This is a genomic window from Streptomyces sp. NPDC001135 (assembly GCF_053598395.1).
In genome coordinates, this window is record NZ_JBSFKD010000009.1 from 1 (window position 1) to 14,864 (window position 14,864).

17 protein-coding genes are annotated in these 14,864 nt (G+C 68.7%); 11 read left to right on the forward strand and 6 right to left on the reverse strand.

Annotated elements, in window-relative coordinates:
- Positions 1 to 274: 274 nt before the first annotated feature.
- From ACWC94_RS13535 to ACWC94_RS13545, 3 genes are all read left to right on the forward strand, one after another.
- The gene (locus ACWC94_RS13535) at positions 275 to 877 is read left to right on the forward strand and encodes a hypothetical protein (RefSeq protein WP_450796684.1); all 603 of its coding nucleotides are present in this window, start codon (positions 275 to 277) and stop codon (positions 875 to 877) included.
- A gap of 31 nt (positions 878 to 908) precedes the next feature.
- Positions 909 to 1,550 (forward strand): hypothetical protein, encoded by a 642-nt coding sequence (locus tag ACWC94_RS13540; protein ID WP_450796685.1) that lies wholly within the window; start codon positions 909 to 911, stop codon positions 1,548 to 1,550.
- Between the two features lie 311 nt (positions 1,551 to 1,861).
- A complete protein-coding gene (locus tag ACWC94_RS13545; RefSeq protein ID WP_450796686.1) occupies positions 1,862 to 2,158 on the forward strand; it encodes an HAD family hydrolase in 297 nt (98 codons plus the stop codon).
- On the opposite strand, the gene ACWC94_RS13550 is transcribed toward ACWC94_RS13545, so the two are convergent.
- Positions 2,155 to 2,319 carry a hypothetical protein gene (locus ACWC94_RS13550; protein ID WP_450796687.1) on the reverse strand — a complete coding sequence of 55 codons (165 nt, stop codon included), beginning with the start codon at positions 2,317 to 2,319 and terminating at the stop codon, positions 2,155 to 2,157. The genes ACWC94_RS13545 and ACWC94_RS13550 overlap by 4 nt on opposite strands.
- A gap of 9 nt (positions 2,320 to 2,328) precedes the next feature.
- Entirely contained in the window at positions 2,329 to 3,048 is a 720-nt protein-coding gene (locus ACWC94_RS13555) for an NAD(P)-binding domain-containing protein (RefSeq protein ID WP_450796688.1), read from the reverse strand.
- Between the two features lie 250 nt (positions 3,049 to 3,298).
- Between ACWC94_RS13555 and ACWC94_RS13560 the strand changes: the two genes are divergently transcribed.
- The 3 genes from ACWC94_RS13560 to ACWC94_RS13570 all read left to right on the forward strand — a co-directional run bounded on the left by ACWC94_RS13560 (position 3,299) and on the right by ACWC94_RS13570 (position 6,756).
- Positions 3,299 to 3,712 (forward strand): hypothetical protein, encoded by a 414-nt coding sequence (locus tag ACWC94_RS13560; protein ID WP_450796689.1) that lies wholly within the window; start codon positions 3,299 to 3,301, stop codon positions 3,710 to 3,712.
- A gap of 66 nt (positions 3,713 to 3,778) precedes the next feature.
- Positions 3,779 to 4,465 (forward strand): ABC transporter ATP-binding protein, encoded by a 687-nt coding sequence (locus ACWC94_RS13565; protein ID WP_450796892.1) that lies wholly within the window; start codon positions 3,779 to 3,781, stop codon positions 4,463 to 4,465.
- Entirely contained in the window at positions 4,462 to 6,756 is a 2,295-nt protein-coding gene (locus tag ACWC94_RS13570) for an FtsX-like permease family protein (protein WP_450796690.1), read from the forward strand. Before ACWC94_RS13565 ends, ACWC94_RS13570 begins: the two co-directional genes overlap by 4 nt.
- Before the next feature lie 55 nt (positions 6,757 to 6,811).
- On the opposite strand, the gene ACWC94_RS13575 is transcribed toward ACWC94_RS13570, so the two are convergent.
- The gene (locus ACWC94_RS13575; RefSeq protein ID WP_450796691.1) at positions 6,812 to 7,489 is read right to left on the reverse strand and encodes a TetR/AcrR family transcriptional regulator; all 678 of its coding nucleotides are present in this window, start codon (positions 7,487 to 7,489) and stop codon (positions 6,812 to 6,814) included.
- 124 nt (positions 7,490 to 7,613) lie between these two features.
- On the opposite strand from ACWC94_RS13575, the gene ACWC94_RS13580 reads away from it, so the two are divergent.
- Together ACWC94_RS13580 and ACWC94_RS13585 are read left to right on the forward strand one after the other, a co-directional pair.
- Positions 7,614 to 9,110, forward strand: a complete 1,497-nt coding sequence (locus tag ACWC94_RS13580) for an MFS transporter (RefSeq protein ID WP_450796692.1) — start codon at positions 7,614 to 7,616, stop codon at positions 9,108 to 9,110.
- Positions 9,107 to 9,505: a cupin domain-containing protein gene (locus ACWC94_RS13585; protein WP_450796693.1), complete on the forward strand. Its 399-nt coding sequence runs from the start codon at positions 9,107 to 9,109 to the stop codon at positions 9,503 to 9,505. The genes ACWC94_RS13580 and ACWC94_RS13585 overlap by 4 nt, the downstream gene beginning before the upstream one ends.
- Before the next feature lie 81 nt (positions 9,506 to 9,586).
- Here ACWC94_RS13585 and ACWC94_RS13590 read toward each other — a convergent pair whose 3' ends face one another.
- The gene (locus ACWC94_RS13590) at positions 9,587 to 10,117 is read right to left on the reverse strand and encodes a DUF4232 domain-containing protein (protein WP_450796694.1); all 531 of its coding nucleotides are present in this window, start codon (positions 10,115 to 10,117) and stop codon (positions 9,587 to 9,589) included.
- Positions 10,118 to 10,372: 255 nt separating this feature from the next.
- Here ACWC94_RS13590 and ACWC94_RS13595 point away from each other — a divergent pair, with 255 nt between their 5' ends.
- The 3 genes from ACWC94_RS13595 to ACWC94_RS13605 are packed head-to-tail and all read left to right on the forward strand — an operon-like array spanning position 10,373 to position 13,366.
- Positions 10,373 to 11,641, forward strand: coding sequence for an ABC transporter substrate-binding protein (locus ACWC94_RS13595; RefSeq protein WP_450796695.1), 1,269 nt, complete (start codon positions 10,373 to 10,375; stop codon positions 11,639 to 11,641).
- On the forward strand, positions 11,638 to 12,540 hold the full coding sequence (locus tag ACWC94_RS13600; RefSeq protein WP_450796696.1) for a carbohydrate ABC transporter permease: 903 nt from the start codon (positions 11,638 to 11,640) through the stop codon (positions 12,538 to 12,540). The genes ACWC94_RS13595 and ACWC94_RS13600 overlap by 4 nt, the downstream gene beginning before the upstream one ends.
- Positions 12,533 to 13,366 carry a carbohydrate ABC transporter permease gene (locus ACWC94_RS13605; protein ID WP_450796697.1) on the forward strand — a complete coding sequence of 278 codons (834 nt, stop codon included), beginning with the start codon at positions 12,533 to 12,535 and terminating at the stop codon, positions 13,364 to 13,366. Before ACWC94_RS13600 ends, ACWC94_RS13605 begins: the two co-directional genes overlap by 8 nt.
- 6 nt (positions 13,367 to 13,372) lie before the next feature.
- Here ACWC94_RS13605 and ACWC94_RS13610 read toward each other — a convergent pair whose 3' ends face one another.
- Together ACWC94_RS13610 and ACWC94_RS13615 are read right to left on the reverse strand one after the other, a co-directional pair.
- A complete protein-coding gene (locus ACWC94_RS13610; RefSeq protein ID WP_450796698.1) occupies positions 13,373 to 14,158 on the reverse strand; it encodes an SDR family NAD(P)-dependent oxidoreductase in 786 nt (261 codons plus the stop codon).
- A 73-nt stretch (positions 14,159 to 14,231) separates the two neighbouring features.
- Positions 14,232 to 14,816 (reverse strand): TetR/AcrR family transcriptional regulator, encoded by a 585-nt coding sequence (locus ACWC94_RS13615; RefSeq protein ID WP_450796699.1) that lies wholly within the window; start codon positions 14,814 to 14,816, stop codon positions 14,232 to 14,234.
- Between the last annotated feature and the right edge of the window lie 48 nt (positions 14,817 to 14,864).

Consider the following 14,864-nt stretch of genomic DNA (forward strand, 5'->3'; position numbering starts at 1 on the left):
TAACAAATAGGAAATAATCAACCAGGAGCTATTACCGGAACTGGTCATTCCGACCTCAATTCTCCCTCAATTCGGTTGCGGGGGACATCTTATATCTCTTATGGGTGACTGTGTGCCGCCCGGTAATTTCAGAATGGATTATTCCGGCGGCTAATAGTTGGCTTGAAGTGATCCACTGTACTGGCGCCGAATGTGAATGCCGGTTAGCTTCATTCAAGTCCGCACCCGGCATCCGATTGCGGCAAAAAAGCAGACCACGACCCTAGGGGAAGTCATGAATCGCACAGCAAGGATCGGCGCGCTGATCGGCGCACTCGCCATGAGCGCGGGATTAGGGCTTACTTCAGCAACGCCGGCGCTGGCTCAGGGGGGAACAGAGACTGCTTCTACAAGTCCCGTCAGTCAATTCTTCGAGCCTGGGGGAAATATATCTGGAAGCCTCTTCAAGCCCGGCGCTCAGTTGACGATCAAGCGGAACGCTGATTACACACGATCACTCAAAGCGACTCCCGCCCGGCCAGAACAAGATCTGGGCGAGGCGTGCAGCACCGAAGTGATTGGGAAGACGAGCGGCAGCGGCAAGACCACTCTGGTGCTGTCGATCAATAAGGAAAGATCAGTCGTACTCAGTGGCAACGCCGGGGTCGATTCGGGTGCCATCTCCGCCGCCGTGGGATTTAGCGTGACGAAAACCTACAGAGTGGCGAACGAGACCCGATATGAGGTCCCCAAAGGCAAGTTCGGTACCATCGAGGCGTACACTCTCCTGCATCACTACAAGGTCCGCGTCAGCATCCCGCATTGGCCCATACCCGGGGTTCGGCTGGTCGACGTATATAAGCCGATTGGCGTATGCTTCAACCAGTGGCTGGGATAGCTAGCCGCCGGTAATCGTGGAACGTGAAAGGGTGATTCCATTGGTGCGGGTGATGCGAAATTTAATCCTGGGGGTCACCCTTTCATTTTCGTGCGTGGGATGCATGGGGGGAAGTGAGGGGATTACGCATGAGTCATCGCCCGATCAATTCACTCCTCTGAGTCAGCTCAAGTCTGTCGACTCAAATGAAGAGCGCATCATTTCGGCGAATGAATTCCCTCCTAAATCGCGACCCCCTAAAGTGGTGGGTGAAGTGCGTGAGAGTTCTTATCGCCTGGTAGCGTACATCCAGGGCGATTCCTGCGGACTTCGAGTAGGTGACGCGAAGAACTCTACGCGATCGCTGATCCATGTTACTTCAGCGTGGCCGAAAAATAATTCAGAAGGTACTGCAAGCTACCCTGCCGGCCCCTACAGTTTCGCCTCGGCAGCTGGGGCGAGCGGATCTGGACTGTGGGTCTCACTGGCTTGCAGCAAGTCGGCGATGGTGATTGATTACTCGTCTCGGGATCATGCATCTGCTTCTGGTCAACGAGGCAACGTTTCCATCGCCGAACGCCGCAACGATGCCGGGAAAATTGCTGTAATCATCGGTTCGCCGGAAGTGCGCGAAAGAATCCTCCCGCAGGTCCAGAACCGGCGCGGAGTTCTTGGCCTCGTATCGCGTAACTGAACCTCTTTCATCTTGTCCTGGCCGGGTGACATGGGCTGGTCGGATGGGGTGACGTGGCGAAGCCCCTCGTCGTTGGTGTGGTGATCTCACTCAACACGCCATCGGCCGGGGGGCTTCGTTGGTTCCGTATCCTTCCAGCTCGACGTCCCGCACGAGCTGGCTGAGCATGTCTCATGGCTCATCTACGCCCGAAGGCGTTCGACCGGTCTGGCGGAGGTTGAGCTGCTTCAAGCAGGCTCTGCTGGTTCTCGCGCACCTGCGGAAGAACGAGACGTTGGCTCAGGGTCGATATCCGGAGTGCCAAGCTCGAGGTGACCGGGCTCGCCGGGCTCTTCGACGGGGTTGCCATCTCCGGAGGTGTCGGAGTACGAAAGCCAGAGCACGCCGTCTTCGATGCCGCAGCCGCGGCCTGTGGCGTCCCGCTGAGCGCCGGAGGGTGGTTGGTGGGCGACAACCCCGCGATGGACGTAGCGGGGGCACAGGCGGCTGGACTGCGGACCGCCTGGGTGGCCGGTGGCCGTGAATGGGCCGATGGTCTCCGCGAGCCCGACCTCATCGTGTCGAGTGCCGCGGAGGCCATCGAGATGCTGCGGAGGCTGACCCGCTAGACCGGCCCGCCGGGCGGGGCGGCGTGTAGCTCGCGAGTACCTGAGCGGAGTGCGGGCGAGGTGTCCTTGAGGCCATCCCAGCGCTCCATGACCGCGGCGGCAGCGTCGGCCAGCTCAGAGGGCAAGCCGACCTCTGCGAGCGCGAGCGCCGCCTCCCTCATCTCGGGGCCCTACCGCCAGGACCGAGCCGCGACCTTGGGGAAGTAGCCCGTCTCCGTCAGATAGCTGGTCGCACAGCCCTGCCCGAAGTCACTGGCGAGCCCGTACGCGACGGCGGCGAGGACGCGGCTCGCCTTCGGGTAGCTGCTGTACGACAGCTTCAGGGCGGATGCCTGCCCGATGCCGCCATCCAGGGGCCGTGCCTGGACGGCGCTCCCGGCGAAGAGCTCGGCCACTCTCGGCAGAGCCTCGCTCGGCCCTGAGAGGTACAGGCGCGGGCTCTTTGACGCCGACGGCGGCGAACCGATCACCGAGCCCTCAACGACCGTCGCCCCGGAAGGCCGCATGATGTTGCTGATCCTCGCCATCGTCGCGGGGGAGACAGCGTTCCCGTCGACGTACGTCCCGGAGTAGGAGCATGTGGCGACGGAACGCGCAACGTCCTCCGCGGCAGCGGGCGGGCACAGGCTCAGGATGACGTCCGCTCGGTCAGCCATTTTCGAGAGCCCACCAACGGCCGATAGCCCGTACTGCTCGGCTCGGTGCGTCGTTTCCGGGCTGCGTTCCGTCGGAGCACCAAAGGACCTCTGCGCCGGACCGTCGTGCCGACGCCCTGGAACGTCTGCACCAGCATCCTGAAGATGGCCCACCAAGAGGGCATCATCCCGAGGTACCCGTGGGAGGGCCTCAAGGACGCGTGAACGCTCGACGGCAACCGACCGGCCGCGCATGCGGTCGAGCGCGGGGTGGTCTGGCGCGTGTCGGCCGTGTCCGTCGGCTGTGGGTTGAGGTGGGCGCGGGTGTCGTCGCCGAGTTGGGGCACGTCGAGGAGGAGCGGCGGGTTTCGGTCGGTGTCTGGTTGTGGATCACCTGATGTGGTGGTGATGAGGAGGGCAGATCGTTTCTTTGCGCTTTCATAGCGTTACATTCCGTGATCACGCGGTGGCTGTCGGAGCTGCCGGTGATGACGGAGGTACCAGGATGAAGAAGGCGTTGGCGGGGTTGGCGGCGGCCGGTGTGATCCTCACAGGTGCGGGGACGGCAGCCGCGGCATGGTCCGCGTCGATTCCTCTCCTCAGGTCAGGAGGCGTCGAGTTCATGGAGGGCCGGTACAAGTTCAACCCCGCCGAAGTGAACCACGGTGCCTTCGAGTGGGCCGGCAGGCTCCGCGACGCGGACGGAGGTGACGACCACAACGTTTACATGCAGGTCCGCGTCGAGGGGCACGACTGGGTGCGGTACTACGGGAAGCAGAAGCGGTCGGTTTGGATGCACCACTCCAACTGGGACGGTGCTGAGCGCTACACCAACGACGCCTACATGCGTGCGTGTCGCGACCGGGGAAGCCTCCGCCCGGACAACTGCTCTCCCGAGCAGCACCTCGCTAACCACTAGGACTCTTTCGTACATCCAGAGCCCGGATCCCCGCATTCGGGCTCGCACCCTCCCTAGGGGAACGCCATCAACACGTCAGAAGTCCTGTCCGCCGCGGGTGTCGACCTCTTCTATGGTGATACCCCTGCGGTGCGAAACGCGGAGATCTCCCTGCACCGCGGTGAAGTTGCGGCGATCACCGGGCAGAGCGGCTCGGGCAAGTCGTCGCTGCTGTACTGCCTGGCCGGAGTGCTGCCCGTCGCTCGCGGCGAGGTCCGATTCGAGGGGCGCGTCCTCGCTGAGCTGCCCGACGACGAACTCAGCACCCTCCGCCGCGAGCGGTTCGGGTTCGTCTTTCAGTACGGTGAACTCCTGCCTGAACTGACCATCGAGGAGAACACCGCCCTGCCTCTTCGTCTGGCCGGACAACGCAAGGCCCCCGCGCTCGCCGCCGCGGGCGAGGTGCTCGGTCGGCTCGGCCTCGCGGATCTGCGGTGCCGTCGGCCCTCGCAGGTGTCCGGGGGACAGAGTCAACGCGTCGCCGTCGCCCGCGCGTTGGTCCACCAGCCGGCCGTTGTATTCGCCGACGAGCCCACCGGCTCCCTCGACAGTGCAAACGCCACGGCCGTACTGAAGGAGTTCTTGAGCCTGGCGCGGTCCCAGGGGACGGCCGTGGTGCTCGTCACGCACGACGAGCAGGTGGCAGCCCGCGCGGACAGTCACTACAGGATGCGCGACGGCGTTCTGGCGTCCCATACCCGGGAGGCGACGTGAGAGAGCTCCTCCTCGGGTTGCGCCTGCTCCTGGGCAGCGGGCGAGGGAGCCGGGTGAGGTTCCTCCTCATGACCCTGGGCAGTGCGGTTGGCGTGAGCTGCCTCGCCGTGGTCCTGACCATCCCAGGGATCCTGGCCGCCCAGGACTCCCGCATGGCTGCGCGCCAGCCGACCTGTGCCAGGGACTTGCAGGGGCACTGCACCGGCACCAAGGGGGCCCCACGGCAGCTGACCAGGACGGACCCGCTCGGCTCCCGGCCCATGACCCGCGTCTTCATCACACCGGGCACCCAACGCATCGAGCCGCCACCAGGGCTGGTGGAACTCCCGCGCCCGGGTGAGATCGTCCTGTCTCCGCGGCTGCACGAGGTGCTCCAAGAGGAACCAGGGCTGGCCAAACTCCTCCCGGGACGGGAGCGAGGACTCATCGGCGCCCAAGGCCTAGCGAACCCCGATGAGTTGTACGCGTACATCGGCGTCCCCCCGGACAGCCTCAAGGACGCCGACGTCGTGACGCTGTTCGGCATGCCCTACCCGCCGAGCCCCACAGTGGAGAACTCGACGCTCGACATCGTACGGTTCACCCTCGCCGGCGTCGTGCTGCTGCCACTGGCAGTCTTCCTCTCCGTGTGCGCCAGGCTCTCCGCCGCCGTCCGACTACGGCGGTTGGCCGCGCTGCGACTTCTCGGCTTGAGCACGAAGGCTGTCCAACGGGTCAATGCGGCCGAAACGGTGGCTGCCGCCATGCTCGGTGTCGTACTCGGCCTGGGTCTCTACGCCTTCGCCAACCAGCTGATCAGCCGTGCGGGCCTCCCCGGCTTCAAGTGGTATCCGGCTGACGGCGCGCTCAGCTTTTCGACGATCCTCACCTGTCTGGTCGGCTGCCCTGCACTCGCATGGTTCGTGGGGCGGGCGAGTGCTCGGAAGGCGGCGGCGAATCCGCTGGCCGTACGGCGCAGTGCCGTGCAGAAGCCACCCGCCAAGTGGGGGTTGCTGCCGCTCGTTCCCGGGCTGGGCATCGTGGCCGGGTACTGCGTGGCGGGCGCGACGGGCCATGCGCCGCGGGACACGCACGTGTCCGCCGTTCTCATGCCACTCGCCGTCGTACTGGTCGGTGCCGGTCTCGTACTGGCGCTTCCGCTCCTCTCGCGGGCTCTTGCCCGCAGGGTGGCCCGCTCGAGCGGCTCGCTGTCCTTGGGCCTGGCCATGCGTCGCAACGAGGCGGAATCGGGTGGTGCTCTCCGTGTGGCGACGGGCCTGGTCCTGTTGGTCTACGCGGCTTCGCTCGTCCAAGGCGTTCTGATCGAACTCGACCAGGTTTCCAAGCACAACTCACCCGTGCAGATCTATAGCGTCGGGCTCGACGGTGTGACGGCCGAGGAGCAGCATGCTTTGGAGAGCATCAGAGGCCTTCGGGGGCATGCCGTCCGAGTGCGGTCATGGACGGATCTCCGCGTCGACACGTACCAGCCCGGTCTCGACGCGGTGATCGCCACATGCGGCCAGCTGCGAGATTCGGTGCCGAAGGCCGACGGCTGCGTCGACGGCCGTCCCGTCCGGCTGCTGGACGTGGTCAGCGGATATCCTCGCGACGACGTCAAACCGGGAGCAACCTTCCAGTTCCACTTTTGGAAGAGCGGGCACCGCCGCGTCCAGCGACTGAAAGTGCCGCAAGACGTCCTTCGGTACCGCGACTGGGACGACATCCAGGCTATGGACGCGGACGTCCTCCTGCCACCGTCCTTCCTCCCCACCGGCTACCGTCCTGACGGCGCGACCCTGGTTCTGGTCAGCGACTCGAACCCCGAAACAGTGCGAAACGTGCTGGACGGGATCGGCGCCGTCGACCCCACGATCGCCGTGGACCCCTACGGCATCAACGTAACCGCCCTCCAGCAGATCACCGTCGTCAAAACCCTGCTTGCCATCGGCATGGTGCTCGGCCTGATCATCGGTGTGGCCGCCTACCTGGTCGCGACCACGGACCGTGCCATGGAACGGAAGCCGCAGGTCACGGCACTGGCTTTGCTCGGCGCGCGGCCGCGCACCCTGCGGACCGCCCAGGTTGCGCAGGTCGTGCTGCCGTTGACCGTGGGGCTGGTGCTGGCTGTCGTCGCAGGGAAGGCCGCCGAGTCGAGTTACCTCGTCACTGGCGGTGGTGCGATCTTCTGGGACGGCGAGGGTGTTCCGCTGCTGCTCGTGTGTGCGCTCGCGGCCGTTGTCGTCGCCGCGCTCGGGTCGTTGCCGTTGATCGGGCGGCGCATCGACCCCGAGTTGATCCGGCGGGACTGAGCGCCGACAGTGGCGTGGGGCGGTGCCCGGTGTGGGTGCCGCCCCGTTGTGTTGGTCAATCCGGTGTCGCCAGGAGCCCGTTGAGCAGGGCGCGGAGGCCGGGGGCGTATGTGTCCTCGGCGGTCAGGGGGGCCCAGCGGCTCGACACCTCTGCCAGGCGGGGGAGTTCGGCCGGGTCGAGGTCGGCGAAGACGCGGTCGCGGTAGGTCGGGCGGTCGTCGGTCGTGCGCCGGCGGGCCGCTGTCGCACGGACCACGATCTCGCCGGCGGTGTAGTACCAGATCGTCCGGTAGCCGTGCACGGCCTGCTCCAGGGACAGTCCGCAGTCCGTCAGCCCGTCCACCATCTGCTCGACGAACCACAGCGCGGACGTCGACATCAGGTCGTCCGCCGTCAGGACCTCCACGACCCAGGGGCAGGCGGCCAGCACCTCGTGGATCGCGGTCGCGGCGGCGATGACGCGTTCGCGCGGGTCTGCGGGGGGTTCGGACGGCCGGCGCAGGGTCCGGGCGGCGTAGTCGTCCAGCAGGAGGATCAGCAGTTCCTCCTTGTCGCGGACGTGGTGGTACAGGGCCATGGGCGTGCTGCCGATCTCGGAGGCGAGCCTGCGCATGGTCAGCCGGTCCACGCCGTCCTCCGTCACGATCCGGAGCGCCGTCCGGATGATCTCCGCACGGGAGATGCGGGCCGGGCGGCCGGGGGGCTTGCGGGGGGCGGCAGGGGGGTGCGGCATGGCTCCCATCATGCCCTCGGTGTCGGTGCGTCGGGGGCTTGCCTTCCCTGTCTTGTCTCGGCATCTGCCTTCCCCGGCCGCCCAGGTGTCGACAACCAGGATCAGCGCACGCTAGTTTTCTTACATGTATAGAAACTTACGAGGCAGTCCGGCGGCCGTGCTCACTGCCGCCGCTGTGGCCCAGTTCGTCGTCGCTCTCGACATGGCCGTGGTCAATGTCGCGCTTCCAGCGATCCGCACCTCCCTCGGCTTCGCCCCGCTCGACCTCGCCTGGGTCGTGCATGTGTACGCGCTCACCTTCGGCGGGTTTCTGCTGCTCGGCGGCCGGGCCTGCGATCTGTACGGCCCGCGTCGGCTGTTCGTGGCGGGGCTGGTCTGCTTCGGTGTCTGCTCGCTCGCCGGCGGACTCGCCGAGGAACCATGGGAGTTGATCGCCGCCCGAGCGGGGCAGGGCGTGGGTGCCGCCGCCACCGCGCCCGCCGCGCTGGCGTTGCTGACCACCACCTTCACGGACGGCCCCCGGCGTGTCCGCGCCCTCGGAGTGTGGAGCGGGATGAACGCCGTGGGGGGCGCGCTGGGGGTGCTCGCGGGCGGAGTGCTCACCGAGTACGCGGGCTGGCGCTGGGTGATGCTGGTCAATCTGCCCATCGTGGCGACGGCGCTCGCCCTGGCCCGCGTGGCCGTACCGGCCGAGCCCCGGCCGGTCCGGCGCGAGCGGCTGGACGTGCTCGGAGCGCTGCTGGGGACCGGCGGTACGGGTCTGCTGGTGTTCGGTGTCGTACGGACCGACGTGCAAGGGTGGGCGTCGGCAAGGACGTTGACGACGCTCGGCGCCGCCGCCCTCCTGCTGGCGGCGTTCGTCCTCGTCGAATCCCGGGCGACCGCCCCGCTGTTGCGGCTCGGGCTGCTGCGCAGCCGCTGGGTCGTCGGTGCCGATCTGCTGGTGTTCCTCGCCGCGGCCGGGCAGTTCACCGCGTTCTATTTCGTCTCCCTGTACCTCCAGCAGGTCCTGGGCCTCGGCGCCGCAGCGACCGGTGCCGCGTTCCTGCCGTTCTGCGCGGGCTCGGTGGCGGCCACCCTCGTCGCGACCCGCATCGCCGCGGCCCGCTCGCCCCGCACCGCGCTGGTGCCGGGCGCGCTGCTCGCCGCCGCGGGCATGGCCTGGTACTCCCGGATCAGCCCGCACGGCGGCTTCCTCACCGATGTGCTCGGGCCGTCCCTGCTCACCAGCGTCGGCATCGGGCTGCTGTTCGCGCCGGCGGCGGCCGCGGCGACGACCGGTGTCCGGCCCGGCGAGGCCGGGATGGCCTCCGGACTGTTCAACAGCGCACGCCAGCTCGGTGGCTGCATCGGAGTGGCCACCCTGGCCACGGTCGCCGCCCACCGTACGGGCGCGGCCGGCGGTCCCGGCGCGCTCAACGACGGCTACGCCCTCGGCCTGGCCGTCACCGCCGTCCTCTTCCTGCTCGCGGCGGCCGTGGCGATCTGCGTGCTGCCCCGCCACCCGAGCCGGAGTCCGAGCGCCAGTACGAGCCCCACGAGCAGTACGAGCTCCGGGAGCAGTACGAGTCCGAGTAGCGGTACGAGTCCGCGTGCCCGCGTGGAAGGGACAACGCCATGACGATCACCCCCGTCGACCTCTTCTCCTCGATGCTCTTCTTCCTGCCCGACGGCGACGTCCGTTCCGGGGCCCGGCGGATGGCGGACGGTGGCCCCGGTGACTGGCAGGTCGCGGCCTTCCACGTGGAGACCGACGCCGAGGTGCACGCCGATCACTGGGAGGTGCATCCCGACGCGGAGGAGGCCGTGTGCTGCCTGGCCGGCGGTGTGCGGCTGTACTTCCGTCCCGCCGTCGAGGGCGGCGCCGAGGAGATGGTGCGGCTGGGGGCGGGTACGGCCGTGATCGTGCCCCGGGGCCGCTGGCACCGCCTGGAACTGGACGCCCCGAGCGATCTGATGTCGATCACCCGTCGGCGTGGCTCACGTCTGGAGGAACGCACCGGTCCCGGTGACTGATCCGGCACCGCCGGGAAGCGCGGGGGCGGCCCCCGGGTCCCGCCCTTCCCGGCGGCCCCATCGGCTCTGCTGCCTCCTCCCTCAGAAATTGCCGTGGACGTTCACCGGGCCGACCTGGAAGAGGCCGGAGCAGGTCGTCCAGGCGGCCGGGACCAGGGTCGCGGTGCGGGAGGCCGGCGGGTAGACCCGCAGGTAGGAGCCGGTGCGCAGGCAGGGCCCGCCCACCGGGCCGTTGGTGGTGCGCGCGATCGCCGAGGCGGAGTGGGTGGGGGCGAGCGTGACGGTGCCGTAGGGGCTGCCGCTGTGGGTGGCGGCCGGGCCGATCTGGCGGTGCGCGGTGTCCAGGACGCTGACGCCCGGGTAGCCGCGCAGGGCGCAGCCGGTCCTGCTGGTGTTGGTGAACCGGATCGCCCAGTACAGCGATCCCGCCGCGCCCTCCTTGTGGCCCATGGAGATGTGGAGATCGCTCATGGTGCAGGTCCGGGCGGCGGTCGAGGCCGGGGGTGCCGCCGCGTGGGCCGGCGGGGTCGCGCTCCACGCGGCTGACGCACCCGTCAGGCCCAGGAGAGCGGTGGTCAGTACGGCGGTCGAGCCTCGCGCAAATGCAAACATGTCGTATCCGCCTCCATCGGGCGAATCGGTGGATGAGGGTTCACTGTGTTGGATGCGCCCCGGGCCGGAAAAGTTGTGCATCGCCGCCCGTACGTCCACGCGCCGCCCGAGCGCCCGTTCCGCTCGCCGCCCGGGTGTCCGTTTCCCGCGTTCCCCGACACACGGCGGCAACACCCCTTTCGTAATCGGCGTGCATGGTTGATCGTTGGGCCGTGCATCGATGACGAAGACGACCGACGTCAGGGGGCACCGACGATGACGATCAGCCGCAGGGCGCTGCTGGCCGCGGGGGCCGGAGCGGCAGGGGCCGGGTTACTCGCCGGCTGCGGGTCCAACACCGGCCGTGGGGGCGGGGACGCCAACGGGACCCGGCTGTCGCAGTGGTACCACCAGTACGGCGAGGCCGGCACCGAACAGGCCGTCGAGCGGTACGCCGCCGCCTACCGGAAGGCACGGGTCACGGTGCAGTGGCGGCCCGGGAACTACGACCAGCAGACCGCAGCCGCCCTGCTCACCGACTCCGGACCGGACGTCTTCGAGGTGAACGGCCCCACGCTCGACCAGATCCAGGGCGGGCAGGTCGTCGACCTGACCGGTCTGATCGAGGGCGTCAGGGGCGACTTCAATCCGGCCGTGCTCACGCCGAAGACGTACGACGGAAGGGTCTGGGGCATTCCGCAGGTCATCGACATGCAGATGCTCTATTACCGGAGGAGCCTGCTGAAGGACGCCGGGGTCGAGCCGCCCGCCACCCTCGACGCCCTGGTGGACGCCGCGAGGAAACTCACCAGTGGCAAGGTCAAGGGGCTGTTCCTGGGCAACGACGGGGGAGCCGGTGTCCTCGGCGGTACCCCCCTGTACGCCGCCGGGCTCCAGTTCGTCACCGAGGACGGCAAGGTCGGCTTCGACGACCCGGCCGCCGCCCGCACCCTCGGCAAGCTGCACCAGCTGTACGCCGACAAGTCCCTCCTCCTCGGCGCGCCCACCGACTGGTCCGACCCCTCCGCCTTCGTCCAGGGGCTGACCGCGATGCAGTGGTCCGGGCTGTGGGCGCTGCCGCAGATCAAGAAGGAACTCGGCGACGACTTCGGCGTGCTGCCGTTTCCCGGGGACGGCAGCCACGGCAAGCCCGCCGTACCCGTCGGAGCCTACGGTGCCGCCGTCAGTGCGCGCGGCAGGCACCAGGAGGCCGCCAAGGAGTTCGTGAAGTGGCTGTGGGTCGAGCGGACCGACTACCAGGAGGACTTCGCGCTGTCCTACGGCTTTCACATCCCCGCCCGGATCTCCCTGGCCAGGAAGGCGGCCGGGCTGCGGTCGGGCGCCGCCGCCGACGCCGTCCGCTTCACCACCGACCACGGCTACGCCCAGCCCCTGCTGTGGACGCCCGCCTCGCAGACCGCCTACCAGGACGCGCTCAGCCGGATCATCACGAGCGGGGCCGATCCGGCGAGTGAACTGCGGGCCGTCGTACGGAAGGTGACCGGCGAGCTCGACCGTGTGAAGAAGGCGAAGAAGACGTCGTGAGGCGCCGCAGGGCCCTGTGGTTCTGGGTGTTCGTGGGGCCGTTCGCGATCGGGCTCGCGCTGTTCACCTACGTTCCGCTGCTGTGGAGCGTGGGCCTCAGCTTCTTCGATGCCCACAACACGGTCACGCCGACGCACTTCGTCGGGCTGGACAACTACACGGCGATGCTGCAGGACGACGCGTTCGTCGGCAGTCTGAAGACCTTCCTTGTCTTCACCGCGTTCATCGTGCCGGTGACCTATGTGTGCTCGCTCTCCCTCGCCCTGATGGTGAACCGGCTCAAGCGCGCTCGCGCGTTCTTCCGGTCGGTCTTCTTCCTGCCGGCCGCGTGCAGTTATGTCGTCGCCGCGCTGGTGTGGAAGATGTCGATCTTCAACGGGGTGCGGTTCGGGCTGGCGAACACGGTCCTCGGGTGGTTCGGGGGCGATCCCGTCGCCTGGCTGGCCGGCACCGATCCGCCCTGGTACTGGCTGGTCATCGTCACGGTACGGCTGTGGCTGCAGGCCGGGTTCTACATGGTCCTGTTCCTGGCCGGGCTGCAGCGGATCGATCCGGTGCTGTACGAAGCGGCCGCCGTGGACGGGGCCCGGCCGGGGTGGACGGTGCTGCGCCACATCACCCTGCCCCAGCTGCGGGCCACCTCGGTCGCGGTGGTGCTGCTGCTCGTCGTCAACGCCTTCCAGGCCTTCGACGAGTTCTACAACCTGTTGTCCGACGCGCGGGGGTATCCGCCGTACGCCCGGCCGCCGCTGGTCTACCTCTACTACACCGCCCTCGGGCAGGGGCAGAACCTCGGGGTCGGCAGCGCGGGCGCGGTGATCCTCGCCCTGATCATCGCCGTTGTCACGGTGGGGCAGGCGCGGTGGCTGAAACTGGGAAGGACGGACGCCGATGGATGACGCCCTGGTGCGGGCCGGGCGGGCGCTGCGGCTGGCGCTGCTCGTCGTGCTCGCGCTCGTCTTCCTGATCCCGTTCTATCTGCTGGTGCGCAACGGCCTGTCCAGCGAGCAGGACATCACCTCGCCCGAATGGACCTTTGTCCCGGGCGAGTTGAGGTGGGGGAACGTCCGGGAGCTGTTCGCCGACCCGTCCGTGCCGTTCGCCCGCTCCCTGCTCAACTCCGCGCTGATCGCCGTCGCCACGACGCTGGGCACCCTGTTCCTCGCGTCCCTCGCGGGCTACGGCCTCGCCCGTATCCCGTACCGGCACGCGAACAAGGTCTTCTACGGCATCCTCGGCACCCTGCTGGTCCCGGCCGCCGTGACCTTCGTACCGAGCTTCGTGCTGGTGTCGTCGCTGGGCTGGATCTCCACCCTGCGCGGACTGGTCGTCCCGACGCTGTTCTCGGCGTTCGCCTGTTTCGTCTTCCGGCAGTACTTCCTGGGCTTCCCACGGGAGCTGGAGGACGCGGCGCAGGTCGACGGGCTCGGGTACTGGCGCACGTACTGGCTGGTGGTCGTGCCGAACGCGCGGCCGGTGTTCGCGGCGGTCGGCGCGATCGTCTTCCTCGGTGCGTGGAACTCCTTCCTGTGGCCGCTGGTGATCGGGCAGGACCGGAGCGCCTGGACGGTCCAGGTGGCGCTGTCGTCGTTCACGACGTCCCAGGTGATCCGGCTGCACGAGCTGTTCGTCGCGGCCGTCGTGTCGATCCTTCCGCTGCTGCTGGTGTTCCTGTGCTTCCAGCGGTGGATCGTGGCGGGGGTGGAGCGGTCGGGGATCGACTGAACCGGGTCAGGCCGTCGAGCCGCCGTCGACCACCAGGTCGGTGCCGACGACCGAGGCGGCGTCGTCCGAGGCCAGGTAGAGCACGGCGGCGGCGATCTCCTCGACGGTGGCGACCCGGCCGAGCGGGACGTCGGTGCGCATGCGGGCGGCCCGGTCGGCCTCCGTCTCGCCGGGCTGGAAGGACATGTCCGTGGCGGTGGGGCCGGGGCTGACGGCGTTGATGCGCACACCGTCGGCGATGTGGTCCAGGGCGGCGCTGCGGCTGAGCACCGACACGGCCGCCTTGGTGACGGCGTAGCCGGTGGTGCCGCGCAGCCGGCTGTGGACGCCGATCCGGGAGGCGATGTTCACGATGGCCCCGCCGTTCGGCTGGGTCCGCATCCGGGCGACCTCGGCCTGGAGGGCGAGGAGCACGCCGGTGACGTTGACGTCGAGCATCGTGCGCCAGTCCTCCTCGGGCAGGTCCGCCGCGGGCCGCCCACGCCCGGTCATGACGCCGGCGTTGTTCACCGCCACGTCCAGGGAGCCGAACCGGTCCACGGTGGCGGACACCAGGGCCCGCAGGTCGCCGGCGCTGGTGACGTCCGCGGTGACGGCCAGTGCCTTGCCGCCCGCCCGCTCGATCAGGGCCGCCGTCTCCTCCAACGGCTCCCTGCGGCGCCCGGCGACGACCACGTGCGCGCCCTCGCGGGCGAAGGCGACGGCGATGCCCCGCCCGATGCCGCTGCCGGCGCCGGTGACGAGGGCCGTCCGGCCGGAGAAGCGGGCGCGTGCGGTCGAGGTGGCGGTCATGATCTCCCCTTTTTCTTGACCGATCGGTTCAGTAAGAGGTGGTGAAAACGCCCTCCGAGTGGAGGGCGCGCGGTCAGTCGAGCAGGGTCAGGGCCTGCTCCGCCGCGTCGCGGGCACGGGCCGGGTCCGGCGAGGCCTTGCCGACCACCCGCAGGCCCTGGAGCAGGACGAGCAGGGTGCGGGCGAGGGCGAGGGGGTCGCGGTCCGCGGCCAGTTCGGCCTGCGCCTGCGCGCGGACCAGGGCGGAGTGCAGCAGGGTCTCGAGGTGGTCCCAGCTCTGCTCCACCCGGCGGGCGGCGGCCGTGTCGTGCGGGGCCAGTTCGACCGCCGTGTTGGTGACCAGGCAGCCCTGCTCCCGGGTCGCCTCGGCCGTGGCCTCGGCGGCGAACCGCCGCACCAGCGCGCGTACGGCCGGCAGCACCGGGCCGGGCCGGGACAGCTCCCGGGTCAGCAGGGGGTTCTGGGTCTGCCCGTACCGGTCCAGTGCCCTCAGGTACAGCTCGTGCTTGCTGCCGAACGTCGCGTACAGGCTCGCCCTGCCGATGCCCAGGTGCTCGACCAGGTCGGCCATCGACGTCGCCTCGTAGCCGCGCCGCCAGAACAGCTCCAGGGCTGAGCGCAGCGCGGCGTCCGGATCGAACTCCTTGGTCCTGGCCACGTACGGCAGCCTAGGTTTTTCTGGAACGGTCAGTCAAGAGAAGTGGGG